The 25,730-nt window shown below is 64.9% G+C and carries 21 protein-coding genes and 2 tRNA genes; 14 read left to right on the top strand and 9 right to left on the bottom strand.

Features of this window, described 5'->3' with window-relative positions; genetic code table 11:
* Window positions 1-4: 4 nt before the first annotated feature.
* Window positions 5-880 (bottom strand): branched-chain amino acid ABC transporter permease, encoded by an 876-nt coding sequence (locus B0E49_RS14470; RefSeq protein ID WP_077562904.1) that lies wholly within the window; start codon window positions 878-880, stop codon window positions 5-7.
* Between the two features lie 154 nt (window positions 881-1,034).
* A complete protein-coding gene (locus B0E49_RS14465; RefSeq protein WP_077562946.1) occupies window positions 1,035-2,399 on the bottom strand; it encodes a substrate-binding protein in 1,365 nt (454 codons plus the stop codon).
* On the opposite strand from B0E49_RS14465, the gene B0E49_RS20735 reads away from it, so the two are divergent.
* The 4 genes from B0E49_RS20735 (at window position 2,386) to B0E49_RS14445 (ending at window position 6,749) form a co-directional block, all read left to right on the top strand.
* Entirely contained in the window at window positions 2,386-3,129 is a 744-nt protein-coding gene (locus B0E49_RS20735; protein ID WP_217349248.1) for a MarR family winged helix-turn-helix transcriptional regulator, read from the top strand. The genes B0E49_RS14465 and B0E49_RS20735 overlap by 14 nt on opposite strands.
* Window positions 3,130-3,194: 65 nt before the next feature.
* Entirely contained in the window at window positions 3,195-4,463 is a 1,269-nt protein-coding gene (locus tag B0E49_RS14455) for an MFS transporter (RefSeq protein ID WP_077562902.1), read from the top strand.
* 2 nt (window positions 4,464-4,465) lie between these two features.
* Window positions 4,466-5,038, top strand: a complete 573-nt coding sequence (locus B0E49_RS14450) for a methylated-DNA--[protein]-cysteine S-methyltransferase (RefSeq protein WP_077562901.1) — start codon at window positions 4,466-4,468, stop codon at window positions 5,036-5,038.
* Window positions 5,039-5,135: 97 nt separating this feature from the next.
* Window positions 5,136-6,749: an alkaline phosphatase D family protein gene (locus B0E49_RS14445; RefSeq protein WP_077562945.1), complete on the top strand. Its 1,614-nt coding sequence runs from the start codon at window positions 5,136-5,138 to the stop codon at window positions 6,747-6,749.
* A gap of 45 nt (window positions 6,750-6,794) precedes the next feature.
* Here B0E49_RS14445 and B0E49_RS14440 read toward each other — a convergent pair whose 3' ends face one another.
* From B0E49_RS14440 to mfd, 3 genes are read right to left on the bottom strand one after another with little or no spacing between them, the layout of a single operon-like run.
* A complete protein-coding gene (locus B0E49_RS14440; RefSeq protein ID WP_077562900.1) occupies window positions 6,795-7,124 on the bottom strand; it encodes a cupin domain-containing protein in 330 nt (109 codons plus the stop codon).
* Window positions 7,125-7,127: 3 nt separating this feature from the next.
* Complete coding sequence (gene serB, locus B0E49_RS14435) at window positions 7,128-7,862, bottom strand: phosphoserine phosphatase SerB (RefSeq protein ID WP_077562899.1); 735 nt, start codon at window positions 7,860-7,862, stop codon at window positions 7,128-7,130.
* The gene (gene mfd / locus B0E49_RS14430) at window positions 7,859-11,407 is read right to left on the bottom strand and encodes a transcription-repair coupling factor (protein ID WP_077562898.1); all 3,549 of its coding nucleotides are present in this window, start codon (window positions 11,405-11,407) and stop codon (window positions 7,859-7,861) included. The genes serB and mfd overlap by 4 nt, the downstream gene beginning before the upstream one ends.
* 81 nt (window positions 11,408-11,488) lie before the next feature.
* Between mfd and ispD the strand changes: the two genes are divergently transcribed.
* Window positions 11,489-12,181: a 2-C-methyl-D-erythritol 4-phosphate cytidylyltransferase gene (gene ispD / locus B0E49_RS14425; protein ID WP_077562897.1), complete on the top strand. Its 693-nt coding sequence runs from the start codon at window positions 11,489-11,491 to the stop codon at window positions 12,179-12,181.
* Window positions 12,178-12,651: a 2-C-methyl-D-erythritol 2,4-cyclodiphosphate synthase gene (gene ispF, locus B0E49_RS14420; RefSeq protein ID WP_077562896.1), complete on the top strand. Its 474-nt coding sequence runs from the start codon at window positions 12,178-12,180 to the stop codon at window positions 12,649-12,651. The genes ispD and ispF overlap by 4 nt, the downstream gene beginning before the upstream one ends.
* Window positions 12,652-12,654: 3 nt before the next feature.
* On the opposite strand, the gene B0E49_RS14415 is transcribed toward ispF, so the two are convergent.
* On the bottom strand, window positions 12,655-14,106 hold the full coding sequence (locus B0E49_RS14415; protein ID WP_077562895.1) for an ATP-binding protein: 1,452 nt from the start codon (window positions 14,104-14,106) through the stop codon (window positions 12,655-12,657).
* Window positions 14,107-14,145: 39 nt separating this feature from the next.
* Window positions 14,146-14,880, bottom strand: a complete 735-nt coding sequence (gene ompR / locus B0E49_RS14410; protein WP_077562894.1) for an osmolarity response regulator transcription factor OmpR — start codon at window positions 14,878-14,880, stop codon at window positions 14,146-14,148.
* A 169-nt stretch (window positions 14,881-15,049) separates the two neighbouring features.
* Between ompR and B0E49_RS14405 the strand changes: the two genes are divergently transcribed.
* The gene (locus B0E49_RS14405) at window positions 15,050-15,373 is read left to right on the top strand and encodes a hypothetical protein (protein WP_077562893.1); all 324 of its coding nucleotides are present in this window, start codon (window positions 15,050-15,052) and stop codon (window positions 15,371-15,373) included.
* 92 nt (window positions 15,374-15,465) lie between these two features.
* Complete coding sequence (locus tag B0E49_RS14400) at window positions 15,466-16,140, top strand: SIMPL domain-containing protein (protein ID WP_286138021.1); 675 nt, start codon at window positions 15,466-15,468, stop codon at window positions 16,138-16,140.
* Window positions 16,141-16,144: 4 nt separating this feature from the next.
* Here B0E49_RS14400 and B0E49_RS14395 read toward each other — a convergent pair whose 3' ends face one another.
* Window positions 16,145-17,701: a glycosyltransferase family 39 protein gene (locus B0E49_RS14395; protein WP_168175060.1), complete on the bottom strand. Its 1,557-nt coding sequence runs from the start codon at window positions 17,699-17,701 to the stop codon at window positions 16,145-16,147.
* Window positions 17,702-17,857: 156 nt separating this feature from the next.
* On the opposite strand from B0E49_RS14395, the gene B0E49_RS14390 reads away from it, so the two are divergent.
* The 5 genes from B0E49_RS14390 (at window position 17,858) to rimO (ending at window position 23,280) form a co-directional block, all read left to right on the top strand.
* Entirely contained in the window at window positions 17,858-18,745 is an 888-nt protein-coding gene (locus tag B0E49_RS14390) for an alpha/beta fold hydrolase (protein WP_077562943.1), read from the top strand.
* 22 nt (window positions 18,746-18,767) lie between these two features.
* Window positions 18,768-20,990 carry a RelA/SpoT family protein gene (locus tag B0E49_RS14385; RefSeq protein ID WP_077562891.1) on the top strand — a complete coding sequence of 741 codons (2,223 nt, stop codon included), beginning with the start codon at window positions 18,768-18,770 and terminating at the stop codon, window positions 20,988-20,990.
* Between the two features lie 75 nt (window positions 20,991-21,065).
* A tRNA-Val gene (locus tag B0E49_RS14380) sits at window positions 21,066-21,142 on the top strand.
* Between the two features lie 124 nt (window positions 21,143-21,266).
* Window positions 21,267-21,809 (top strand): polyhydroxyalkanoate synthesis repressor PhaR, encoded by a 543-nt coding sequence (phaR, locus tag B0E49_RS14375; RefSeq protein WP_077562890.1) that lies wholly within the window; start codon window positions 21,267-21,269, stop codon window positions 21,807-21,809.
* A 52-nt stretch (window positions 21,810-21,861) separates the two neighbouring features.
* Complete coding sequence (gene rimO / locus B0E49_RS14370; protein WP_077562889.1) at window positions 21,862-23,280, top strand: 30S ribosomal protein S12 methylthiotransferase RimO; 1,419 nt, start codon at window positions 21,862-21,864, stop codon at window positions 23,278-23,280.
* A 68-nt stretch (window positions 23,281-23,348) separates the two neighbouring features.
* Here rimO and B0E49_RS14365 read toward each other — a convergent pair.
* Window positions 23,349-23,433 (bottom strand) — tRNA-Leu (locus tag B0E49_RS14365).
* A gap of 32 nt (window positions 23,434-23,465) precedes the next feature.
* On the opposite strand from B0E49_RS14365, the gene rnr reads away from it, so the two are divergent.
* Window positions 23,466-25,697: a ribonuclease R gene (gene rnr, locus B0E49_RS14360; RefSeq protein ID WP_077562888.1), complete on the top strand. Its 2,232-nt coding sequence runs from the start codon at window positions 23,466-23,468 to the stop codon at window positions 25,695-25,697.
* The last annotated feature ends 33 nt before the right edge of the window (window positions 25,698-25,730 follow it).

The following is a 25,730-nucleotide window of genomic DNA, read 5'->3' as shown; positions in this document are numbered from 1 at the left end:
AATTTTATTCGCGACCCGCTGTGCCGAGCAGTCCGCGAGGACGGAACACCAGCACGAGCGTCATAGCCACGAACAGCACGACATAGGAATAGGCGGGATCGACCATCGAGGTCAGGCTGATGAGCTCGCCGGCGATAAGGCCGCCGAGCACCGCGCCCGGGAAGGAGCCGACGCCGCCGATGACGACGACGACGAAGGTTTGCACCAGAATCGCTTCGCCGACGTCGGGCGCAATCGAGACTACCGGGGCGTTGATGATGCCGGCAAAGCCCGCCGCCATCGCGCCAATGCCGAACACCAGCATGAAAATCTTGTAGACGTTGATGCCGAGCGAGCTGACCATCATCGAATCCTCGATCCCGGCACGCACGATCATGCCGATGCGGGTGCGGTAGAGCACAAAATACAGCGCAAGCAGTGAAACCGCGACGATGCCGAGCAACGCGAGCCGATAGGTCGGGTAAAGCATGAAGCCGAGCGACGTGATGCCGGCCAGCGGTGCCGGCGGGGGCACCGTCTGCGACAGGCTGCCGAAGACGAAGCGCACAGCTTCGACGAAGACGATGCCAAGGCCGAAGGTGACGAGAAGCTGATCTTCAGGCGGCCGTGCGTAGAAATGACGAATGATCAAGCGCTCGGTCACCACGCCCACCACCATCACGAACAGCGAGCCGGCAATGACCGCGACGATGAAAGAGCCGGAGTAGGTGTAGGCCAGCCAGCCGGCATAGCCACCCAGCATGAACATCGCGCCGTGCGCGAGGTTGAGCACGCCGAGCGTGCCGTAGATGATCGTCAGGCCCGAGGAGATCAGCGCCAGCAACGCGCCCAGCACCAGGCCGTTGAAGCATTGCGATATGAAGTTGGCCCAGTTAATCACGCTGTCCCGCCCTGGTCGTCGATCAATTCGAACATGTCATGTTTGCGTCAGGATTTGTCCCGCCCTCAACGGGCCGCCAGCATCATGAATGCTTGCCATCATGTGCGACAGCAAGCACTCCGATCCTGCACCGGCCAGAGGGCGTCCTTGTCTGTCAGGTGTAACTGCCGAGCTTGCAGCCAAACGCGTCGGCTGGCTGCGTGACCTTTTCACCGGGCACGATTTCGAGTACTTCCCAGAAGTCCTCGTTGTTCTTCATGTCCTTCTTGGCTTTGCCGCGAACAATCACAACCGGACGAATGCATTGGTGATCCTGCGGCCGATAGTGCACATCACCAAGGAGCGACGGAATGGTTTCACCCTTCTCGTACTGCTTGATGACGTCGGGTGGGTAGAAACTGCCGGCTTCGGTCACCATCCGCGCCCACTGGGCGAAGCTCACATAGGAGTTTTCGGCACCCCATTCCGGTCGATAGCCGTACTTCTTCTGGAACGCGTCCACGAACAGCTTGGCAAGGGGATACTTGTCTTCGAGCGTCCACCAGAAATCGGTCGCCGCAAAAACGCCAGCCGTGATGTCCGGTCCAACCTCCTTCGCGATAAATGGAATCTGGTACGGGAGAACCAGCGTCATCTTCGGGAGCAGGCCGAACTGCTTGGCCTGCTGGGTCGACAACACGGCGTCACGCCCCCAGTTGACGTTGATCAGGAATTCGGCGCCCGAATTCGCGATATTGGTCAGGTACTGGCTGAAATCCTGGGTGCCGAGCGGCGACACCTGATTGGTCACCATGGTCCAGCCCGCGTTCTTGGTCAGGTAGTCGTTGACAGATTTCGTCGTGGTGTGGCCATAGGTGTAGTCCGGCGTCATGAACGCGGCCTTGCGGTTCTTGCCGAACTGCTTGACCAGCACCGGGCCGATCGCATTGGCCGCCGTCTCACCGTAGAAGCCTTGCCGGAAGCCGTAGCGCACGCAGTCCTTGCCGGTCGTGTCGTTGGAGCCGGAGATGCCGGCCAGATAAAGAATCTTCTCGCGATCGGCAAACTTGTTGAGCGCCACCGCCACGGCCGATGAGGTCGAGCCGGTCATCATGATGACCTTGCTCTGGTTGATGAAAGTCTGTTCCACCTGCAGCGCCTGGTTCGGCTTGGCGGCCGAGTCGGCCGAGAGCAATTTCACTTTCTTGCCGAGCAGGCCGTTGTTCACCTTTGGCGCGAATTTCTTCATCAGCTCGTGATTGGTGTTCATGTGCTCGACGGCGAGCTCCATGCCCTTGCGCTCGTCCTCACCCTGCACCGCATAGGTGCCAGTGAGAGGCACGGCTGCACCGATGAAAACCGTGTCGCCCTGCGACCCGGCCGGCCAGGTCCCCATGGCCGGTTTGTCTTCGGCGTAGGCCCATTGGATGCCCCCGAAACTGGCCAGCAATGTGGCGCCAGCCACGCCTGCGCTGCGATGCAGCGCGGCACGGCGCGAGATGGCGGATGTCGCCTCGTTGGTGAGCTTGAACTTTGACATGTGCTTCCTTTCTTGGAAATTGATCCTGATCTTGGCCCGGGTCACAGCCATTGGCTTGCAAATTTTTCTTTCAGCGCCTGGCAGCAAGTCGGCGCGTCGCCCCTCCAAGTCGACGTTCACCAAAGTGGTAATAACGCGTTACCAGAAAAAACAGCTTTGTGCATTCCTTGCACGGTATAGTGGCGAATATATCTTGGTACGATACATTGGCCAACTCTCGAAAACCCTAAGAAAGATCTGCGCTGGAGCGCGCATGCTGTCAGGTACACGTAATGGAAAAGGCAGAAGAGGCGAGGCGCATCGGCCGGGCAGAACAATGAAAAGCGACGAATTCAAGATGCTGGCGGAGTTTCGCGCCCAGCTGCGCCAGTTCAATTTCTTCAGTGAACAGGAGTGTGCCGCTTTGGGCTTGACGCCGCAGCAGTACCAGGCGCTGCTGGCGATCAAGGGGCACCCGGAGGCTGAGGTGATTACCATCACCGAGCTGGCGCAATGGATGCTGATCAAGCACAACAGTGCCGTCGGTCTCGTGGATCGCCTGGAAAAGGAAGGGTTTGTCAGCCGCAAGCCGTCCAAGCAGGACCGGCGCCGCGTGGGCGTCAAGTTGACGGCGCACGGCGAGAAGGTCTTCAAGCGCCTGTCGGTGGCGCACCGGGTGGAGCTGAAACGCGTCAGCCCGGAGTTTCGGCGCTATTTCAGGTATTTTTCCAAGCCGGTGGACTGGGCCTGATGCTTGGGTGGCGCGGCCCCATGCCAATGGGGACAACGCCGGCATTCTGCGTTCCAATAGCGGCCATGAAATCGCGCACTGGATCCCCTCAGGACATTGAATCCCCTTACGCGTGGATGCGGCTGCTCGTCTCGCTGCTGCTGATGACCATCGGTAGCGCCGGCATGTATTCGGTCACCGTGGTGCTGCCGCGTATTCAGGCCGATTTCGGCGTGGCGCGCGCCGATGCATCGCTGCCGTACACACTGACGATGGTCGGCTTCGGCCTGGGTGGCATCCTGATGGGGCGCTTGTCCGACCGCTTTGGCGTGATGGTCACCGTGCTGATCGGGTCCACCGGCCTCGGCGCCGGTTTCATCGTCGCGGGATTGGCGGGCAGTCTGTGGCAGTTCAGTCTGGCGCATGGGGTGTTGATCGGGCTGTTCGGCACCTCGGCCACATTTGCGCCGCTGGTGGCCGACACCTCGCAGTGGTTTGCGCGCCGGCGCGGTATCGCGGTGGCCATCTGCATGAGCGGCAACTACCTGGCCGGCGCCGTCTGGCCGCCGATTCTGCAGCACTACATCGACAGCATTGGCTGGCGCCAGGCCTATATCGGCATCGGGGTGTTCAGCCTGCTGATCATGCCGGCGCTCGCTCTGGTGCTGCGCCGGCAGGCGCCGCCGGCGGAGTTGGCGACCGCAGCGGCGCCGCCGGAGCGAGCCCGCTGGCTGGCCGGCGTCGACCCGGCTCGTGCGCTGGGCCTGTCGCCCGCCGCGCTGCAGGGCTTGCTGTGCATCGCAGGCGTGGCCTGCTGCGTGGCCATGGCGATGCCGCAAGTGCATATCGTGGCGTATTGCGGGGACCTGGGTTTTGGCGCGGCGCGCGGCGCCGAAATGCTGTCGCTGATGCTGGGGATGGGCATCATCAGCCGGCTCGCCTCGGGCTGGATCTCCGACCGGATCGGCGGCCTGCGCACGCTCTTACTCGGCTCCGTACTGCAAGGCATTGCGCTGCTGATGTTTCTGCCGTTCAAGGGACTGGCGCCTCTGTACGTGGTGTCCGGCATGTTCGGCCTGTTCCAGGGCGGCATCGTGCCCGCCTATGCGCTGATCGTGCGCGAGTATTTCGCGCCCAGGGAGGCCGGCGCACGTGTCGGCACCGTGCTCATGGCGACGCTGTTCGGCATGGCGCTGGGGGGCTGGATGTCGGGTGTGATTTTCGATTTCACGGGCTCCTACCGTGCTGCCTTCCTCAACGGAACGGTGTGGAACCTGCTCAACGTCAGCATTGTCGGATTCCTGCTCTACCGGGCCCGGCGCGGGAGTCATCTGCTGCGCCGCAGCGTCCTGTGACCATGGCGACATCCGGCTTTTCATTGTTCGACACGGCCATCGGGCGCTGCGGCATCGCATGGGGTGAACACGGCATCTACGGCGTGCAGTTGCCCGAGGCGAATGATCACGCGACGCGCGTGCGTCTGCGCCGGCCTGCGGGCGCACAGGAAGCGCTGCCGCCGCCCGCGGTGCAGTGCGTCATCGACGCCGTGGTGGCCTTGCTGCGCGGCGAGCGTTGCGAGCCTGACGTGCTTGGTGCCGCGCCGCTCGACATGCAAGGCGTGCCGCCCTTCAACCGCCGCGTTTACGAGGTCACGCGCGCGATTGCGCCCGGTGCGACGCTCACCTATGGCGAGGTCGCCGCGCGCATCGGCGAGCCCGGCGCGGCGCGTGCAGTGGGGCAGGCGCTGGGGCACAACCCGTTTGCGCCCGTCGTGCCGTGCCACCGGGTGCTGGCGGCTGGCAGCGGGGCGGGCGGCTTCTCGGCCCGCGGCGGTGTCACAACCAAGCTGCGCATGCTGTTGATCGAAGGCGCGGCGTTCGGCGCACCGGGGCTTTTTGATGCGCCAGATGCAAGAGAAAAGAGCCTGTAGCCCTTGATGGAGATGCACTCATTGCTATGGAAAACATAGTCCCGCTGGAATGGCCCGGCATGCTGCCAGGCGCTCTGTGCGGCCGGGCCTCACCACCATGAAAACATCCATCCCGTCTGCGGCCCACGACCGTCGCCGTCTGCTGCAACTGGCTGGCGCCGCTGCCACGACCCTGTGGTTGCCGCGCAGCGCCTGGAGCCAGCCCCGGCTCGATGCCGATCCATTCACGCTCGGGGTGGCCAGTGGTTCGCCCACGCACGACTCGGTGGTGCTGTGGACCCGGCTGGCACCGGCCGACCTGTGGGACGCGAATGTGGGGCAGGGCGCCGTGACCGTGCGCTGGGAAGTGGCGCACGACGAGGGTTTCACCCGCATCGTGCAAAGCGGCCAGGCCCAGGCGCAGCCCGAACTGGCGCATTCGGTGCACGTGGAGGTGGCCGGGCTGACGCCGGACCGCTGGTACTTCTACCGCTTCATGGTGGGCGATGCCCGCAGTCCGGTGGGGCGCACGCGCACGTTCCCGGCGCCCGATGCCATCGTGGCGCGGCTGCGACTGGCCTACGCCTCCTGCCAGCGCTGGGAGCATGGCTATTTCAGCGCCTACCGCCACATGCGCGAGGAGAATCTGGACGCGGTGCTGTTCGTGGGCGACTACATCTACGAATACCCGGGCGCCGCCCACGCCGTGCGCGTGCCGCCGGGTGGCTGGGTACTGACGCTGGACGACTACCGCCGGCGCTACGCCCTGTACAAGGGCGAGGCTGATTTGCAGGCCATGCACGCCGCCTGCCCCTGGCTGGTGACCTGGGACGACCATGAGGTGCAGAACGACTACGCGGGCGCGCAGGCCGGTTACAGCAGCCGGCTCGATCCCTCAACGCCCGCCGACTTTACCGCGCGCCGCGCGGCGGCGTACCAGGCGTATTACGAACACATGCCGATACGTGCGTCCGTGCTGACCCGCGGCATGACCGGCCTGGTGCATCGGGACCCCGGCGCCGAGATGCGCATCTACAACCGGATGCAATACGGCCGGCTGGCCTCGCTGTACCTGCTCGATGCGCGGCAGTACAAAGACCCGCAGGTCTGCACGCGCGATGGCATGCTGGGGTCGAGCACGGTGGATCCGGCCAGTTGCCCGTCCTGGAACGACGCCGGGCGCAGCTTGCTCGGGATGGCGCAGGAGCGCTGGCTGGGCCAGGAATTTGCCCGGGCGGGCCAGACCTGGAATGTGCTGGGCCAGCAGACCCTGTTCGGCCAGCGCGACTTCAAACCCGGCCCCGGCCAAACCCTGTGGAACGACGGCTGGGACGGTTATCCGGCGGCGCGCACACGCCTGACCGATTCACTGCGCCGGCACGCGGTGGCCAACGCCGTGCTGCTCGGCGGCGACGTGCACGAGAACTGGGTTGGCCATGTCAAGGCCGATTACGCGGATGCGAGCAGTCCCGCCGTAGGTGTGGAGTTCTGCGGTACCAGCATCACCTCGCGCTCGAGCGGCAATGCCAGAACGGCCGAGCGTCTGGCCGAGAATCCGCACTTCGTGTTTGCCGATGCGCAGCGCAAGGGCTACGGTGTGGTCGAGTTCACGCCCCGGCAGCTGACCACCACCCTGCGCGTGCTGGACGACGTGACGCGCCGGGACACCCGCATCGAAACGCTGGCGAGTTTTACGGTGTTGGCGGGTCGGCCCGTGGTGGAAAAAACCTGACACCAGCCAACTTCTGACGGTTGCGCGACGACATGCCGGCGCGTGTCAGGCGTGCAGCAGCACGGTCACCAGCAGCGTCGCGTCGCGGTGGGCCAGCACGGCGTGGGGCTCATCTGCCGGCAGCACGACGACCTCGCCCGCCTGCAGGCGACACAGGCGATTGGGCGTGGCCACCTCGACCTCGCCTTCCAGGCACTGCACTGTGACCTCGCTCGGCGCGCGATGTTCGGGCAGCCCCTGGCCGGCCGCCAGCACCACCTGCATCAACTGGAGCTTTTCGGTCTTGATCAGGCTGTGGGTTTTTGCCGTGCGCAGGCCGGCACCGAGCGGACGAATGTCGATCGCATCCAGTGGTTGAGCGTGTGGCAGAGCCATGCTCTATCGTACTGCGCGCATCGGCGTTTTGTCCATCAGCTCGAGCAGGCGGTCCAGCCCGCCGCTGTTGATCGCCACCATGGCCTGCTCGCGCACGGTGGGCTTGGCGTGGTAGGCCACCGACAGGCCGGCGCTGCCCATCATCGGCAAGTCGTTGGCGCCGTCGCCCACGGCAATCGCCTGCCTAGGCTGGATGCCCAGCTTCGCGCAGGTCTCCAGCAGCATCTTGCGTTTTTCGTCGCCGTCGCAGATATCGCCCCAAGGCTGGTCCACCATTCTTCCGGTCAGCAGGCCGTCCTGCACTTCCAGCATGTTCGAGCGCGTGAAGTCGATGCCCAGCCGGTCGCGGATGCGGTCGGTAAAAAAGGTGAAGCCGCCGCTGACCAGCAGCAGCTTCAGGCCAGCCTGCTTGCAGGCGGCCACCAGCTCAAAGGCGCCGGGGTTGAGTTGCAGGCGCGTCGCGTACACCGCTTCCATGCTCGCCACTGTGACGCCCCGGAGCAGGGCCACGCGCTGGCGCAGGCTTTCCTTGTAGTCGGCAATCTCGCCGCGCATGGCGGCCTCGGTGATGGCGGCGACCTCGGCCTTGCGCCCGGCCGCGTCGGCAATCTCGTCGACGCACTCGATGTTGATGAGGGTCGAGTCCATGTCGAACGTGATGAGCCTGAAGTCATGCAGGCTCAAGGGCGGGGTGATGCCCCGGATCACGAGGCCGGGGGAGATTTCTTGTGCGGTCATGCGGTCATGGTTTCGGTAGTGGGTTGGCCCAGCGAGCGCAGCACATCGCGCACCATCTGGGCGCGGGCCTTGGGGTCGGGCAGGTCGCGCTCGATGCGCAGCTTCTCATTACTGGCGAGTTTGATGTGGCGGTTCTTCTGGATCAGCTCGATGATGCGCATCGAGTCGATCGGCGGGTCTTTCTTGAAGGTGATGTGGATCACGCCTGGTGCCGCATCGACCTTCACCACGCCGTAGGGCCTGGCGATCACGCGCAGGCGGTGCACGTCGATAAGGGTTTGCGCCTGCGTGGGGAGCTTGCCAAAGCGATCCACAATTTCTTCCAGCAGGGCGTCGATCTGGTCGGTGTTTTTGGCGGTAGCCAGCTTCTTGTAGAAGCTCAGGCGCAGGTGCACGTCGCCGCAGTAGTCGTCGGGTAGGAGCGCCGGCGCGTGCAGGTTGATCTCGGTGGTCGCGTTGAGCGGGGCCAGCAGATCGGGCTCGATGCCGGCCTTGAGGCAGCGCACGGCCTCGCCCAGCATCTCGTTGTAGAGCTGGAAGCCGATCTCCATCATGTTGCCGCTCTGGTTTTCGCCCAGCACCTCGCCGGCGCCGCGGATCTCCAGGTCGTGCATCGCGAGGTAAAAGCCGCTGCCCAGTTCTTCCATCTGCTGGATGGCCTCCAACCGCTGCGACGCATGTTTGGTCAGGCCCTCCAGGTCGGGCACCATCAGGTAGGCGTAGGCCTGGTGATGCGAGCGTCCGACCCGGCCGCGCAACTGGTGCAGCTGCGCCAGGCCAAACTTGTCGGCGCGGCTCATCACGATGGTGTTCGCGGTGGGCACGTCGATGCCGGTCTCGATGATGGTCGAGCACAGCAGCAGGTTGTAGCGCTGCGCCACGAAGTCGCGCATCACGCGCTCCAGCTCGCGCTCGGGCATCTGGCCGTGCGCCACCGCAATGCGCGCCTCGGGCAGGATTTCTTCGAGCTTTTGCCGGCGGTTCTCGATGGTTTCCACCTCGTTGTGCAGGAAGTACACTTGCCCGCCGCGCTTGAGTTCGCGCAGCACGGCCTCCCGGATCACGCCGTTGCCCTCGGTGCGCACAAAGGTCTTGATCGCCAGGCGACGCTGCGGCGCTGTGGCGATCACGCTAAGGTCGCGCAGTCCTTCGAGTGCCATGCCCAGCGTGCGCGGGATCGGCGTGGCGGTCAGTGTCAGCACGTCGACCTCGGCGCGCAGCGCCTTCATGGCCTCCTTGTGGCGCACGCCGAAGCGGTGCTCCTCGTCGATGATCAAGAGGCCGAGATTCCTGAATTTGGTCGATTCGCTGAGCAGCTTGTGCGTGCCGACCACGATGTCGATCGTGCCGTCGGCGATGCCTTTGAGCGACGCCGTGACTTCCTTGCCGGAGCGAAAGCGCGAGACTTGCGCCACCTTCACCGGCCATTTGGCGAAACGGTCCACCAGCGTCTGGTAGTGCTGCTCGGCCAGCAGCGTGGTGGGCGCCAGGAACGCCACCTGCTTGCCGCCGGTGATGGCAATGAACGCGGCACGCAAGGCCACCTCGGTCTTGCCGAAGCCGACGTCGCCGCAGACCAGGCGGTCCATGGGGCGCGGGCTGATCATGTCCTGGATCACGGCGTGGATGGCGGCGCTCTGGTCGGCGGTTTCCTCGAAGCCGAAGTCGTTGGCAAACGTTTCGTAATCCTGCGCGCTGTATCTAAACGCGTGGCCTTCGCGCGCGGCGCGGCGCGCATAGATGTTGAGCAGCTCGGCGGCCGAGTCGCGCACCTGCTCGGCGGCGCGGCGCCTGGCTTTTTCCCACTGGCCGGAGCCGAGCTTGTGCAGCGGCGCCTCGTCGGCACTCACGCCGGTGTAGCGGCTGATCTGGTGCAACTGGCTGACGGGCACGTACAGCACGGCCTTGTCGGCGTACTCGAGGTGCAAAAACTCCTGCACGGCGTGCGTACCGTCGGGTTGCAGCTGCCCCAGGTCGAGATGGATCAGTCCCCGGTAGCGGCCAATGCCGTGCGCGCTGTGCACCACCGGGTCGCCGACGTTGAGCTCGCTCAGGTCCTTGATGAGCGCTTCGACGTCGCTGACCTGCTCCTGCTTTTTGCGCCGGCGCGTGGTCGGGCCGGCCGCGAACAGCTCGGTCTCGGTGACGAAGTCGAGGCCTTCTTCGAGCCAGCTGAAACCCGTGGCGAGGGCGGCCGTGGCAATGCCGAGGGGCTCGGTGCTGCTTTGGAACTCCTGCAGCGAGTCGAACACCGGCGGGTTGAGCCCGCTGGCGCGCAGGAAATCGAGCAGGCTCTCGCGCCGGCCATCGCTCTCGGCCAGCAGCAGCACGCGCTGAGGGGTGCTCTGCAGGTGGGCCTTGAGCCGGGCCAGCGGGTCTTCGGCGCCGCGCACCACGGACAGTTCGCCCAGTTTTTGAAACAGGGCGCTATCCGCCACATCTTCAATGGCAGGCCGTATTGCCAGCTGCGGATGTTCGTTGGCGCGCGCGTAAAACTGCTCGGCGCTCAGGAACAGCGCCTGCGGCGGCAGCGCGGGGTGCTCCGGGTCGCCCTGCACCAGCCGGTAGCGGTCCTTGGTGTCCTGCCAGAAGCGCGCGAAGGCGGGCTCCAGGTCGCCGTGCAGCACCACGGTGGCAGGAAAGTGCCCCTTGGCGCCCGCTTCGCGCCCGCCGTCCCCCGAGGGAAGCGCGGAACCTTGGGGCGGCCCGGCGGTTCCGCCGCCCAGGTAGTCGAACACCGTGGCGGTCTCGTCAAAAAACAGCGGCAGGTAGTACTCGATGCCCGCCGTGGCCACGCCGTTGCCGATGTCCTTGTAGATGCGGCTCTTGGTCGGGTCGCCGTCGAGCAGTTCGCGCCAGCGGCTGCGGAATTTGGCGCGCGCGTCGTCGTCCATCGGGAACTCGCGCCCGGGCAGCAGCCGCACTTCGGGCACGGGGTACAGGCTGCGCTGGCTGTCGGGGTCGAAAGTGCGGATCGAGTCGATCTCATCGTCGAACAGATCCACGCGGTAGGGCACCGGCGAGCCCATGGGAAAGAGATCGATCAGACCGCCGCGCACCGCGTATTCGCCCGGACTGACGACCTGCGTCACGTGGCTGTAGCCGGCAAGCAGGAGCTGGGCGCGGAGCTTGGCCTCATTGAGCTTTTGCCGGACCTTGAAGTGAAAGGTGTAGCCCGCGAGAAAACCGGGCGGCGCCAGCCGGTACAGCGCCGTGGTGGCCGGAACGATGACCACATCGACTTCGCGCTGCGAAATGCGCCACAGGGTGGCGAGCCGTTCGCTGATCAGGTCCTGGTGCGGCGAGAACGTGTCGTAGGGCAGCGTTTCCCAGTCGGGAAACAGGGCGCAGCGCAGCTCGGGCGCGAAAAAGGCAATCTCCTCCATCAGCCGCTGTGCGTCGTTCGCATCGGCGGTCACGATGGCCGTGAGCCTGTTGCCGGTTTTGTCACGCTGTGCCAACCGGGCCAGCAGCAGGGCATCGGCCGAGCCGGCAGGGCGGGGCAGGGCATGCCGCTTGCCGGGGTTGAGTTTGGGTAAATCCATGAATAGCGCCAATACGAAGCACCCCCCGCCACGATAGGCGGGGGGTGCGATGGATTGGATTTTAGAATGCGGGACACCGTTATGACCGATCCCGCCCAAAATCCCCGTTTTTTTGCCTTGATCCCGTGCGCCGGCACGGGATCGCGCGCGAACACGGCGCTGCCCAAGCAATACCAGCCGCTCGCCGGTTTTCCCATGGTGCTGCACACCCTGGCGGCCTTCGCCGCGGTGCCGCGCATTGCCGACCTGCTGGTGGTGGTGGCGCCCGAAGATCATTTTTTTGAACAGCAGAGCGCTCCATGTTTAATAGCGAACTGTGGAGGCGCCACAAGGGCTGCAAGCGTTTTTAATGGCCTCCTTGAGCTGTTTGAGCAAGGCGCCACCCCCGCCGATTGGGTACTCGTGCACGACGCTGCGCGCTGCCTGGTCACACCCGCGCAGATCAATGCCCTGATCGACGCCTGCGAGCACGATGAGGTCGGTGGCCTGCTGGCGCACAAGCTGGCGGACACGCTCAAATGCGAGTCGGGCGGGCGGGTGGCCGCCACGCTGGAGCGCAGTGACAAATGGCTGGCCCAGACGCCGCAGATGTTTCGCATCGGCGCGCTGATCGAGGCGCTCCGGCAGGCCGGCGACCAGGTCACAGACGAGGCCGGCGCGATGGAGGCCATGGGCCACCGGCCCAAACTGGTACCGGGCGATGCGCAGAACTTCAAGGTCACGTACCTGCAAGACTTTGCCCTGGCAGAAATCATATTGAGGAGCCGGACATGACGTTTCGCATTGGCGAAGGCTGGGACACGCACGCGCTGGTGGCGGGGCGCAAGCTCATCATCGGCGGCGTGGAAATTGCGCATCCCCTGGGTCTGCTCGGGCACTCGGACGCCGACGTGCTGCTGCACGCCATCACCGATGCGCTGCTGGGTGCCGCCGCGCTGGGTGACATCGGCACGCATTTCCCGGACACCGACGAGCGCTTCAAGGGCGCGGATTCGATCGCGCTGCTGGCCGAGGCGGCACGCCTGGTGCGCGCGCAGGGCTGGCAGATCGGCAACGTCGACAGCACCGTCATCGCGCAGGCGCCGCGGCTCATGCCGCACATTGCGGCGATGCGCGAGCGCATTGCGGCAGCGCTCGGGTTGGCACTGGGTCAGGTCAACGTCAAGGCCAAGACGGCGGAGAAAATGGGCCCGGTAGGGCAGGGATTGAGCATCGAGGCCCGGGCGGTCGTGCTATTGCTTTAGCAGCTAAAGGCGTATATCTACCCTGGGCTCAGCCTGCCTTGTACTTGACAACTGGTCAGCGGGAGCGTTGTGCAGCCTGATGTGCGCCGCCAGGCCGCCGCTGCTGGTGTTGGCAAGTGTGAACACGCCTCCCATGCGCTGAATGGTTTTGTCAACAATGGACAAGCCCAGTCCGGCGCCAGTGGCGGCCGTGCGCGCAGCGTCCCCGCGGAAAAAGGGCTTGACAAGACTGGGCAGCACGTCGGGTGGAACGCCCGGGCCGTGGTCGCGTACCTTGATCATCAACCACGGGTCGCGCACCTTGGCGACGATATCGATCGAGGCAATGCCCGTCTGCGGTGATTTGCCGTAGCGGCGCGCATTCTCCAGCAGGTTGGAAATCACCCGCGTGAGTTCCACCTCGTCGGCCATCACGTGCAGATCGGGCGCCACGTCCACCTTGATGCGCATGTCGTCCTGGTCCTTCACGGGATAGGTGCAGGCTTGCACCACGTCGATCAGGCGCACCGGTTTGAGATCGACGTGATCGGGGCGCGCGTAATCCAGAAACTTGTCGATGATGGCGTCCAGCTGGCTGATGTCCGCCGCCATGTGGTCGCGCGCATCCGCGTCGGCCACGCTGAGTTCGGTCTCCAGCCGCAGCCGCGCCAGCGGAGTGCGCAAATCGTGTGAAATACCGGCCAGCATGACGGCGCGGTCCTGCTCGATCTTGGCCAACTGCTCGGCCATCCGGTTAAAGCCGATGTTGACCTCGCGGATTTCGCTGGTCGCGACCCGCTCGTCGAGCTTGCCGGCATCGAAGTCGCCATCGCGAACGCGCCCCGCCGCAAACGACAACTGTTTGAGCGGGTGGTTGATGAGGCGGGCAATCACCGCGGCCCCGGCCAGCGACAGCACGCCCGCGGTAAACAGCCAGATCAGCCAGGTCTTGCTGTCCACCGGGGTCACGCGCGAGCGGTCCATCAGCAGCCAGTAGGCGTCGCCATCGATCGAAAAACCCACCCACAGGCCCTTTTGGCCGTTCACGCTGCTCGCCACCATGGTGGTCGGCCCCAGGCGCTGGGCCAGCTCCTCGGTGATGCGCTCATCCAGTGCGCTTTTGGCGAACAGCTCGAACCGGTCTTTGGGCTCGCGCGGCAGGATGCGCACGCCTTCCTGCTCGGCCATCGTCTTGATCAGGGACACGCGGGTGATCGAGTCCGAATACACCAGCGCGGCCCGGCTCAGGTTGACCAGCGAGGCAATCTGCTGTGCCGTCTGGACCGCGCGCGGCTCGTATTCGAGCGAGCGGAAGGTCTGAAACCAGGCCACGGTACTGCCGATCAGCAGCAGCGCCAGCAGGAAGAAGGTGCGCCAGAACAGGCTCAGGCCATGCTTGCGTTGCGCCGCGCTCAGCGGCGCGGGCAGCGTGTCCAGCTGCGTGGGGCGGCTGAAGTCGCTCAGGACGTCGGACATGCGAGGCGGCCGGGTCGGGGGCTGGTGCTCGGCTGGTGCTTAGCCCGCGCCGTCCGGAACGAACACGTAGCCCACCCCCCACACCGTCTGGATGTAGCGCGGTGCGGAGGCGTCGAGCTCGACCAGCTTGCGCAGGCGCGACACCTGCACGTCCAGGCTGCGGTCGAACGGTTCGAACTCGCGCCCACGCGCCAGCTGCGCCAGCTTCTCGCGCGACAGCGGCTGGCGCGGATGCCGCACCAGCGCCTTGAGCATGGCGAACTCGCCGGTGGTCAGCGGCAGGTCCTCATCGTTGCGGCGCAGCGTGCGCGCGCCCAGGTCGAACGTGAACGGGCCGAACACCACCGTCTCGTTCTCGGTCGACGGCGCACCGGGCGCCTCGATGGGTGGCCGACGGCGCAACACCGCCGAGATGCGTGCCAGCAGTTCGCGTGGGTTGAAGGGCTTGCCCAGGTAGTCGTCGGCACCGACCTCCAGGCCGACGATGCGGTCCACGTCCTCGCCCTTGGCGGTGAGCATGATGATGGGCGTGCGGTCGTTCGCCGCGCGCAGCCGCCGGCAGATTGACAGGCCGTCCTCGCCGGGCATCATCAGGTCGAGCACGATCAGGTCGACGGTGTCGCGCAGCAGAATGCGGTTCAGCGCCTTGCCGTCCTCGGCAACGATGACTTCGAACCCTTCCTGCGTGAGGTAGCGGCGCAGCAGGTCGCGGATGCGGGCGTCGTCATCGACGACCACGATTTTATCGACTCGGCTTGTTGTCGTTGAGGTCATGGTTGATTGCGGTTGAATTTGTAACAGAACCAATTCTGAGCCACATGGCACGCCGAAACCGGGGTTTTTGCCACAGTTTGACACACGGTTACATTTGTTGCCCGCCTCTGCATGACCTTCGCGCAACTGATGTGAACATGCGCGCACACACTCGCGTTACGGATCGATCATGAAGAAAATTGTTTTCCTGTGGGCACAAATCCTCTGTCTGGCGGGCGCCTTTGCACAACCGCCGCGTGTTCCTGCGGGCGCTGCCCATCCCCCAGTGGAGAGCGGCCCCGCGGGAGCCGCGGCGCAGCAGGCAGGCGTGCTGCCGATACAGGATTCGCCGGCGCAGCGGCGCATCGAATTGCGTGCCATCCTGCAGTCCCAGCAGAATGCGCTGGAGCAACCCGCCACCGAGCGTCGGTTGTCGCCCGAAGAGCGCGCCGAGCTGCGTGAGCAGGTGCGCCAGCAGTACCAGGGACGGCCGCACAATACCGGCAGGCCTTGAGGCGCATGCGCCGGCCGGCCCGAGTGTGTAATTTTTTGAAAAGCCGAAAGTCAAAATTGAAGACAGCTACAAAAATAATAGTAACTTGTGTAATGGCGGTGTGGGCTGGCAGCAGTTTTTCCCAAAATATGCCGTATGCGCCGCCGCAAAACGTGGTGCACCTGGCGGCCCAGGGGTCGGCTGAAGTCCAGCAGGATTTACTCTCGATGACGATGAACACGACCCGGGAGGGGCCGGACGCAGGCACGGTGCAGAACCAGCTCAAGGCGGCGCTGGATGTGGCACTGGCCGAGGCCAAACGGGCCGCCCAGCCGGGCCAGATGGAGGTGCGCACCGGCAACTTCAGCCTGTCTCCGCGCTACGGCCGCGACGGCAAGATCAGCGGCTGGCAAGGCTCTGTCGAATTGGTGCTGGAGGGCCGGGACTTTGCCCGGATCAGCGCTACCGCCGGAAAAATCCAGACCCTGACCATGGGCAACGTGACGTTCGGGCTGAGCCGCGGGCAGCGCGCCCAGGTGGAGGGCGAAGCCCAGACGATGGCGATCGACCGCTTCAAGGCGCGCGCGTCGGACATTGCCAAAGGCTTCGGCTTTGCCGGCTACTCGCTGCGCGAAGTGTCGGTCAACGCCAACGATCAGGGCGTGGCGCCGCGCCCGCGCATGATGGCCATGGAAGCCAAAGCCTCGATGGCGGAGGCCCCGGTGCCCGTGGAGGCGGGCCAGAGCACGGTGCTGGTGACGGTGTCGGGGACCGTGCAGTTGAAATGACGCGTTATCCCGGCTTGAAGCGGCACAGCTGGCCGTCCTGGACCGGGCTCAAGGTGGCCCATGCGTAGTGCATCACCTGGCCGCGCGCCCCAAAACCCCAGTCCAGCGAAAATTCTCCACTGGCGCTGGCCTGGCTGAACAGGGGCGCATACGCGGGTGCCGCACGGTTCGCCACGGCCGTGAGGACCAGGGCGCCGCACTGGCTCAGGTCGCTCTCCTCGAGCCAGCGTGACTTGCCCGTGTCATGGTCCATGAACACCAGGGGTTCGGGGCGCAGGTGCAGCGCCAGGTTGCCACCGGTCCAGGTGTCGGAGACGACCAGACGCATGGGGCCACTTTCGTGCGCGCGCCAGACGGCCGCCGCCTGGTCCGCCAGTTGCTGGCTGGGAAAGTTGAAGCGTGCATTGCGCCCCACGATTTCCGGAACGACGGCGGCCCCCGCGAAAAACACCACCAGAATCCCGATATGCGCGAGCGCGGCCAGCTTCCAGGTCCGGTTCAGCAGCAGGGGGTCCCGATTGCCACGAAAAAAACAGTGCACCAGCAAAATGCCTGCCGGCAGGAAATACGCACTGACCCAGTTGCTGTCGAGCGCATCGCCCCTTAGCAATGCCGGCGCGATCGCCAGAGCCAGGGGTGTGCACAGGGTGACCAGCAGGTAGTGCCGGTCGAAGCGCTCCCGCTCCGTGGCCAGCCCCTTCGAGCCGCCGCTGGCGCCGCGTGCCGGGTCCCGGCGCAACAGCAGCCAGGCCACCAGCGCCATCACGCTGACACGGCTGGCCTGGTTGATCAGGAAGCCCATCAGCACCACAAAGCGGTTCGTCGACGACTCCAGTTGGTGCTCGGCGTAATGAATCGGCGGGAAATTGTTGACCACCAGCCAGTGCACATGCGGCGACAGGACGACCGCGAAGACCACCAGGCTGAGCGCGATGCCGCGCAGCACGCGCGCGTCGGCCCACAGGCGCTGTGTGATGACAAAGACGAAAAGGGCGGACAGCGCCAGCGCGGCACTGTACTTGGTCAGCATGGCCAGGCCGGCGGCCACGCCGAGCGCCAGCCAGTGCGTGCGTTTGCCACTGACCACGCCGCGGTAAAAGTGGTAGAGCGCCGCCGCCGTGAACGGCAGCGAGACCGTGTTGTGATTCAGTGTCAACGCGTTGATGGTGTGGTACGAGAGCAGCGAGGTCAGCACGACCGCCACGATGGCGACCCGGGGCTGCACCATCCGGCGCGCCAGCAGCCACACGTAGACCATGGCCGCCACGCTGCAGCCTTGCGCGGCAAAAGCCGTCAGCGCCTGCGACGGCCCGCCGAACGCCGCATTCAGGACGTGCATCAGGGCGCTTGGCAAGGGCGGATGCTTGTAGTAGCCCCACTGCAGGCTCTGCGACCACACTACCTGCTCGATGCTGTCGATGTGCATGGCGCGCGGGATCAGCGCCGCGCAGACGGTCCACAAGACAAGATAGGCCAGCCCGAACAGAAAGAGCTGCCGCCCCGCCCTGGACGCCGGCAGGGACAGGGAATGCGCCGGCATGGGCGCTTCAATCGCATTCATGCGGCGAGACATCCGGATAGCCGCGGGGCTGCACTGCGGATGTTGTTGCGGGAGCCGGGGGCGGCCGTTTTGCCTTCGGGCGGCATGTTGTTTCTCCGGATGAATTACGATGCACTGGCCCCCATTATCCAACCCTGAACCGCGACCATCGATGCCATGAGTGAACCCACGCTGAACTACGTCGCCTGCCCGGATGCCAACGGCGGCCACCGCATGGCCTACTGGGAGTGGGGCGACCCCGCCAACCCGCATGTGGTGGTGTGCGGCCATGGCCTGTCGCGCCAGGGTCGGGATTTCGACGTGCTGGCCGGCGCCCTGTGCGGCGCGGTGCGTGTGGTATGCCCCGATGTGGTCGGCCGCGGCCAGAGCGACTGGCTGAAGGACCCGACGGGCTACCAGATACCGGCCTACGCCACCGACATGCTGGCCCTGCTGGCGCAGCTGGGGCCCGCCACGCTCGACTGGGTCGGCACCAGCATGGGCGGGCTGATCGGCATAGTGCTGGCCGGGCAGCCCAATCTGCCGTTGCCCGCACCGGTGCGCCGGCTGGTGCTCAACGATGTCGGCCCCGCCATCCAGTGGCCGGCGCTAGAGCGCATTGGCCAGTATCTGGGCAACACCGGGCAATTCGAGTCGCTGCAGCAGGCGGCGGACGCCATGTGGGCCGTCTCCCAAAGTTTTGGGCCGCATACACCCGCCCAGTGGCTGGCGCTGTCGACGCACATGGTCAAGCCCGTCGGCGATGACGTGCGGGGCGCCCTGACCCTGCATTACGACCCGGCCATCGCGGTGCCGTTTCGCGGTTTGACGCAAGAGGCCGCCGCGCAGGGCGAGGCCGCGATGTGGCAGCTGTATGACGGCATCAAGGCCGATACGCTGCTGCTGCGCGGCGCGCAGTCGGACCTGCTGACTCGCGAGACGGCGCTGGCGATGACGCGGCGTGGTCCGAAGGCGCGGCTGGTGGAGTTCGCAGGGGTGGGGCATGCGCCGACCCTGGTCGCGGCGGATCAGGTCGAGGCGGTGGCTTCTTTCCTTTTAGGGTGAGAGAAAACTTGCAAGGCACGCCATGAAAAGTGTCAAGGCTGCGCCCTCCGGCGCGTCCAAAAGCGCCGAGCCGATTCCCGAACTGATTGCGGTCACCGGCAAGAGCCTGCCCGGCCAGACTGATGCGCTGGCGCGCGCCCGGGCTTTTGCGGAGCCTTTGATTGCCGGTGAAACGCTGGATACGGGCGAGAACACCCTGGCACATGCCGACGCGGTGGCGGCGATCCTGGGTGCCATCGGTGGCTCGCAAGCCATGCAGGCCGCCTGTTACCTGGTGCATGCCTGCGACCACCTGAACAGGCCGCAGGAGGTCATTGCCAAGGCCTTTGGCGACAGCTTCGCCACGCTGGCGGTCGAGACCACGAAACTGATGCACGTGCAAAAGCGTTCGCGCGGGGCGGATGCGTCGGCGCAGTTGGTGGTCGACCCGGCGGTGCAGACCGAGAACGTGCGCAAGATGCTGCTGGCTTTCTCGCGCGACCTGCGCGTGGTGATGCTGCGGCTGGCGTCGCGCCTGCAAACGCTGCGCTACTACGCGGCCAGCAAAAGGCCGGTGTCGCCCAGCCTGGCGCGCGAGTCGCTCCAGGTGTTTGCGCCCTTGGCCAATCGCCTGGGCATCTGGCAAATCAAGTGGGAAATGGAAGACCTGTCGTTCCGTTTTCTGGAGCCCGAGACCTACCGGGAGGTGGCGCTGCTGCTGGATCAAAAGCGCGCCGAGCGCGAAAACTATGTGCGCCAGCTGCGCACGCAACTCGAAGCCGAGCTCAAGTCGCAGGGCATCCGTGCCACGGTGCAGGGGCGGCCCAAGCACATCTACAGCATCGTCAAGAAGATGCGTGGCAAGTCGCTGGATTTCGACCAGGTGTTTGACATTCGCGCGCTGCGCGTCGTGGTGCCGCAGGTGCGCGACTGCTACGCGGCGCTGAGCTGGGTGCATTCCCGGTTCGCCCCCATGACGGACGAGTTCGACGACTACATCGCCAAACCCAAGGCCAATGGCTACCAGTCGCTGCACACCGTCGTGACCGACGCCGCGGGCCTGCCGATCGAAATCCAGATTCGCACCGAGGCCATGCACAACTACGCCGAGCACGGCGTGGCCGCGCACTGGGCCTACAAGGAGGCGGGCGCCAAGGGTTATGCCGGCGTGTCCGCCGCGGGCGAGTACGACGCCAAGATCGCCGTGCTGCGCCAGTTGCTGGCCTGGGAGCGCGAACTCTCGGGCACCGCACAGCACCAGGGGCTGTTCGAAGACCGCATTTACGTGCTGACACCGGAGGCCGCGGTGGTGGAACTGCCGCAGGGTGCCACGCCGGTCGACTTTGCCTACAGCGTGCACACCAGCCTGGGGCACCGCTGCCGCGGCGCGCGGGTCGACGGCGTGATGGTGCCGCTGAACACGCCGCTGCAAAACGGCCAGACGGTCGAGGTCACCGTGGCCAAGGAGGGCGGGCCCTCGCGCGACTGGCTCAACGCCGAACTGGGCTACCTCGTGAGCCCGCGTGCCCGGGCCAAGGCGCGTGCCTGGTTCAACGCCATGGCCACACACGAGACCGTGGCACGCGGCCGAGAGGCGGTGGAAAAGCTGCTGCAGCGCGAAGGCAGGACGGCCATCAAGCTGGACGATCTGGCGTCCCAGCTGGGCTTCAAGAGTGCCGATGATCTGTTCGAGGTGGTGGGCAAGGACGAGTTTTCGCTGCGCAACATCGAAACGCTGCTGCGTCCGACCGAGCCGCCCATGCAGCCGGACGATTTTCTGCTGCTGAAAAAGGCGCGCAACACCGAGAAGACCCCCAAGGGCGGCGTGCTGGTGGTGGGCGTTGAGTCGCTCATGACGCAGCTGGCCAGGTGCTGCAAGCCGGCGCCGCCCGACGACATCCGCGGCTTTGTGACACGCGGCAAGGGCGTCAGTGTGCATCGCGCCGATTGCAGCAATTTCCGCGAGATGGCGGCACGCAATGGGGAGCGCGTCATCGAGGTCGAGTGGGGCTTGCCGAAGTCGGTCGACGCGGCGGTTTATCCCGTGGACGTGGCCGTCGAGGCGGCCGACCGGCAAGGTCTGCTGCGTGACATCTCGGAAGTTTTTGCGAAGGAAAAAATGAACGTCATTGGCGTGCAGACGCAGTCGGTCAAGGGCACGGCCTGGATGACGTTCACGGTGGAAACATCCGACTCGGGCCGCTTGAACAAGGTGCTGGGCGTGGTGGCCGAGGTGGCGGGTGTCAGGTCGGCCCGGCGGCGCTGAAAATCGGATGCGCTGTGGCACCTGCGCCGAAAACAGCCATTCTTGCTGCTACAATTAGCCCTCTCGAACACCCTTAGGCGCGTAGCTCAGCTGGTTAGAGCACCACCTTGACATGGTGGGGGTCGTTGGTTCGAGTCCAATCGCGCCTACCAATTTTCCTCTGCTTCACAAGCCATCCTCAGGGTAAACCTTGGGGTTATGGCTGGAGCGGCTCCCTAAAATGTGTTGCGGTGCAATACACCTTGCACGGCGAGCCAAAACGGAGGAATTCACGCAGTGCAAAACAAGAAGCCCAGTGGTGCCAGACAAGGCACACCGGTACCCCGCATCATCAAGAAATACCCCAACCGGCGGCTCTACGACACCGACACCTCCACCTACATCACATTGGCCGAAGTCAGGCACCTGGTGATGGATTCCGAGCCCTTCGTGGTGCGCGACGCCAAGACCAACGAGGATCTGACGCGCAGCATCCTGCTGCAAATCATCCTGGAGGCGGAGGCCGGCGGCGCGCCCATGTTCACCGAAGCGGTGCTGGCCAACATCATCCGTTTCTACGGCAACGCGATGCAGGGCTTCATGGGCACCTACCTTGAGAAAAACGTGCAGGCCTTCATGGACCTGCAAACCAAGATGAGCGAGCAGGCCAAGGGCTTGACGCCTGAAATGCTGGCGCAACTCATGAATATGCAGTCGCCGATGATGCAGGGCATGATGGGCAGCTACGTCGAACAGTCCAAAAGCATGTTTGTGCAAATGCAGGAGCAAATGCGCAAACAGACGGAGCAGATGCTGGGAGCCTTCGGATTGAAACGCTGACCCGGGCGCCAGGCGAAGAGCTTGACCGTCCAAGAACTGGGACAATAGCAGGATGAGTGAAGCTATATCTCCCGTGCGCAAATCGTCGGCCATCCCCAAGGTGGGTTTCGTCAGCCTGGGCTGTCCCAAGGCCCTGACCGATTCCGAATTGATCCTCACCCAGCTCAGTGCCGAGGGCTACCAGACCTCCAAGACCTTCGAAGGCGCCGATCTGGTGATCGTGAATACCTGCGGCTTCATTGACGACGCCGTCAAGGAAAGCCTGGACACCATCGGCGAGGCGCTGGCCGAGAACGGCCGGGTCATCGTGACGGGCTGCCTCGGTGCCAAAAAGGTCTCGGGCGCTGCGGGCGAGGGCGATGTGAACCTGGTGCGAAAGATGCATCCCAGCGTGCTGGCCGTGACGGGTCCGCACGCCACACAGGAAGTGATGGATGCGGTGCACTTGAACCTGCCCAAGCCGCATGATCCCTTTCTGGACCTGGTGCCCAACTCGTTCGGCATCGCAGGCATCAAGCTCACGCCGCGGCACTACGCGTACCTGAAGATCAGCGAAGGCTGCAACCACCGCTGCACGTTTTGCATCATTCCGTCGATGCGTGGCGATCTGGTCTCGCGCCCCATCGGGGATGTGTTGGGCGAGGCGCGTGCGCTGTTCGCGGGCGGCGTGAAGGAACTGCTGGTGATCAGCCAGGACACCTCGGCCTATGGTGTCGACGTGAAATACCGCACCGGGTTCTGGGATGGCAAGCCGGTCAAGACGCGCATGCTGGAGCTGGTCCAGGCGCTGGGCGAGATTGCGGAGCCCTACGGCGCCTGGGTCCGGCTGCACTATGTGTATCCGTACCCGAGCGTGGACGAGGTGATCTCACTGATGGCCACCGGCAGCGTGTTGCCCTATCTGGACGTGCCGTTCCAGCACAGCCATCCCGATGTGCTCAGGCGCATGAAGCGCCCGGCCAGCGGCGAAAAGAATCTGGAGCGGCTGGCGCGCTGGCGCGAGATGTGTCCCGAGATCGTGGTGCGCAGCACCTTCATCGCGGGGTTTCCGGGCGAGACCGAGGAGGAGTTTGCACACCTGCTGGACTTCATGCGCGAGGCGCAGATTGACCGCGCGGGCTGCTTTGCCTATAGCCCGGTGGATGGCGCGGCGGCCAACGACATTCCCGGCATGCTGCCTTTGGCGCTGCGCGAGGAACGGCGCGCGCGCTTCATGGCGGTGGCCGAGGCCGTGTCGGCGGCCAAGCTGCAAAGGCGCGTGGGCGCCACGATGCAGGTGCTGGTCGATTCAGCGCCGGGCATGGGGAAAAAGGGCGGTATCGGGCGAACCTACGCCGACGCGCCCGAGATCGATGGCACGGTGAAGCTGCTGCCACCCGAGAAGATCAGCAAGACGTTGAAGGTCGGGGAATTCACCAAAGCGCGGATTGTTGGAACACAAGGGCACGACCTCGTTGCCGTGCCTTTTTGAGCCGCGTCCAGACAACAAAAAAGCCACTGAATACTCAGTGGCTTGCATGCATAAAAATTAATTTATATTGGTGCCCAGGAAGGGACTCGAACCCCCACGAAGTTACTCGCTAGTACCTGAAACTAGTGCGTCTACCAATTCCGCCACCTGGGCATCTCAGGAAAGAGAGAGATTGTATCAAAAATATGAGCCAAACCAGCGGCCTGCTGGACGAAGTTGAAGGAACCATCCAGGGGCATCGCGATGGCCACGGGTTTGTGATCCGCGATGACGGTGAAGCCGACATCTACCTGCCCCCAAACGAAATGCGCGCGGTGCTGCACAAGGACCGCGTCAAGGCGCGCATTGTGCGCAGCGACCGCAAGGGCCGGCCCGAAGGCCGCGTGGTTGAAATTGTCGAGCGGCCCAAGCAGCCCATCATTGGCCGGCTTTTGCAAGAGAGCGGCGTCTGGCTGGTCGCGCCCGAAGACAAGCGCTACGGCCAGGATGTGCTGATTCCCAAGGGAGCGACCGGCACCGCCAAGCCGGGCCAGGTGGTGGTGGTGGAACTGACCGAGCCGCCGGCCCTGTTCGGTCAGCCGGTGGGGCGCGTGCGCGAGGTGCTGGGCGAGGTCGATGATCCCGGCATGGAAATTGAAATTGCGGTGCGCAAATACAGTGTGCCGCACGAGTTTTCCGAAGCCTGCATCGCGCAGGCGCGCATGTTGCCCGACAAGGTGCGTCCCCAGGACAAACAGCACCGGGTTGACTTGACGGACGTGCCGCTGGTGACGATCGACGGCGAGGACGCGCGCGATTTCGACGATGCCGTGTACTGCGAACCCGCCAGGGTCGGCCGTGGCAAGGGCTGGCGCCTGCTGGTGGCGATCGCCGATGTGAGCCACTATGTCCAGACCGGCAGCGCCATCGACATCGATGCCTATGACCGTGCCACCAGCGTGTACTTTCCGCGCCGCGTGATTCCCATGCTGCCCGAGAAACTGTCCAACGGGCTGTGCTCGCTGAATCCCGACGTCGAGCGGCTGTGCATGGTCTGCGACATGCTGGTGACGGCCAAGGGGGACGTGCATGCGTACCAGTTCTACCCGGCCGTGATGTTCAGCCACGCGCGCTTCACTTACACCGAGGTGGCGGCCATCCTGGGCAACACGCGCGGACCGGAGGCGTTGCGCCGCAAGGAGCGCGTGACCGACCTGCTGAACCTGCACGATGTGTACCGTGCCCTGCTGGCTGCGCGCAATGTGCGCGGTGCCGTGGACTTCGAGACCACCGAGACGCAGATCATCTGCGACGACAACGGCCGCATTGAAAAAATCGTGCCGCGCACCCGCAACGAAGCGCACCGCCTGATCGAAGAGGCCATGCTGGCGGCCAATGTGTGCAGTGCCGACTACATCATGCAAAGCAAGCACCCCGGCCTGTTTCGGGTGCACGAAGGTCCGACGCCCGAAAAGCAGGAGATTCTGCGCAATTACCTCAAGGCCCTCGGCCTCGGGATGAACATCGGCGATAACCCCAAGCCCGGCGATTTCCAGGCCATCGCCAGCGCCACCAAGGACCGCCCCGACGCGCAGCAAATCCATTCGATGCTGCTGCGCTCCATGCAGCAGGCCATCTATACGCCCGTCAACAGCGGCCACTTTGGGCTGGCGTACGACGCCTACACCCACTTCACCAGCCCGATCCGCCGCTACCCCGATCTGCTGGTGCACCGGGTCATCAAGGCGATTCTGGGGCAGACCAAGTACCAGCTGCCCGTGCTGCCGACACCGGGCGAGGCGCATGCCAAACTGGCCAAGCGCCTGCAAAAAGGGCAAACCTCGCGCATCCCGAAGCAGGCCGGCGAGCCCGATCACAAACCGCAAAAACTCGGCCCCGAGATGCTGGCCTGGGAGGCGGCGGGCCTGCACTGCAGCGCCAACGAGCGGCGCGCCGACGAGGCCAGCCGCGATGTGGAGGCCTGGCTCAAGTGCAAGTACATGCGCGAGCACCTTGGCGAGGAGTACGGCGGCGTGGTCACCGCGGCCACGAACTTTGGCATCTTCGTCACGCTGGATGCCATGTACGTCGAAGGCCTGGTGCACATCACCGAGCTCGGCGGCGAATACTTCCGCTTCGACGAGGCCCGGCAGGAACTGCGCGGCGAGCGCACCGGCACCCGCTATGCCATCGGCACACGCGTGCGGGTGCAGGTCAGCCGCGTGGACCTCGATGGCCGGCGGATCGACTTCCGGCTGGTGCAGGAAAACGAAGAGCTGCTGCCGCGCGCCATGAAAGACAAGGGCGTGGCGCGCGAGGGCGCAAGCCAGGTGGCGGCGCTGGAGCGCGCCGGCCCGCCTTCGGGCAAACGCTCCCCCAAAATACCCAAACCCGTGGCCAAGAAGGCCGAGGCCAATCGGCGCAAGCCCAGGCGCTAGCGGGCCGGCGCCACATCACCCCACTCGACAGGC

The sequence above is a fragment of the Polaromonas sp. C04 genome, assembly GCF_002002705.1.
In the GTDB taxonomy this organism is placed as follows: domain Bacteria; phylum Pseudomonadota; class Gammaproteobacteria; order Burkholderiales; family Burkholderiaceae_C; genus Rhodoferax_A.
The sequence above is the reverse complement of the archived record's forward strand: the minus strand, read 5'-3'. Positions and strand labels throughout refer to the sequence as shown.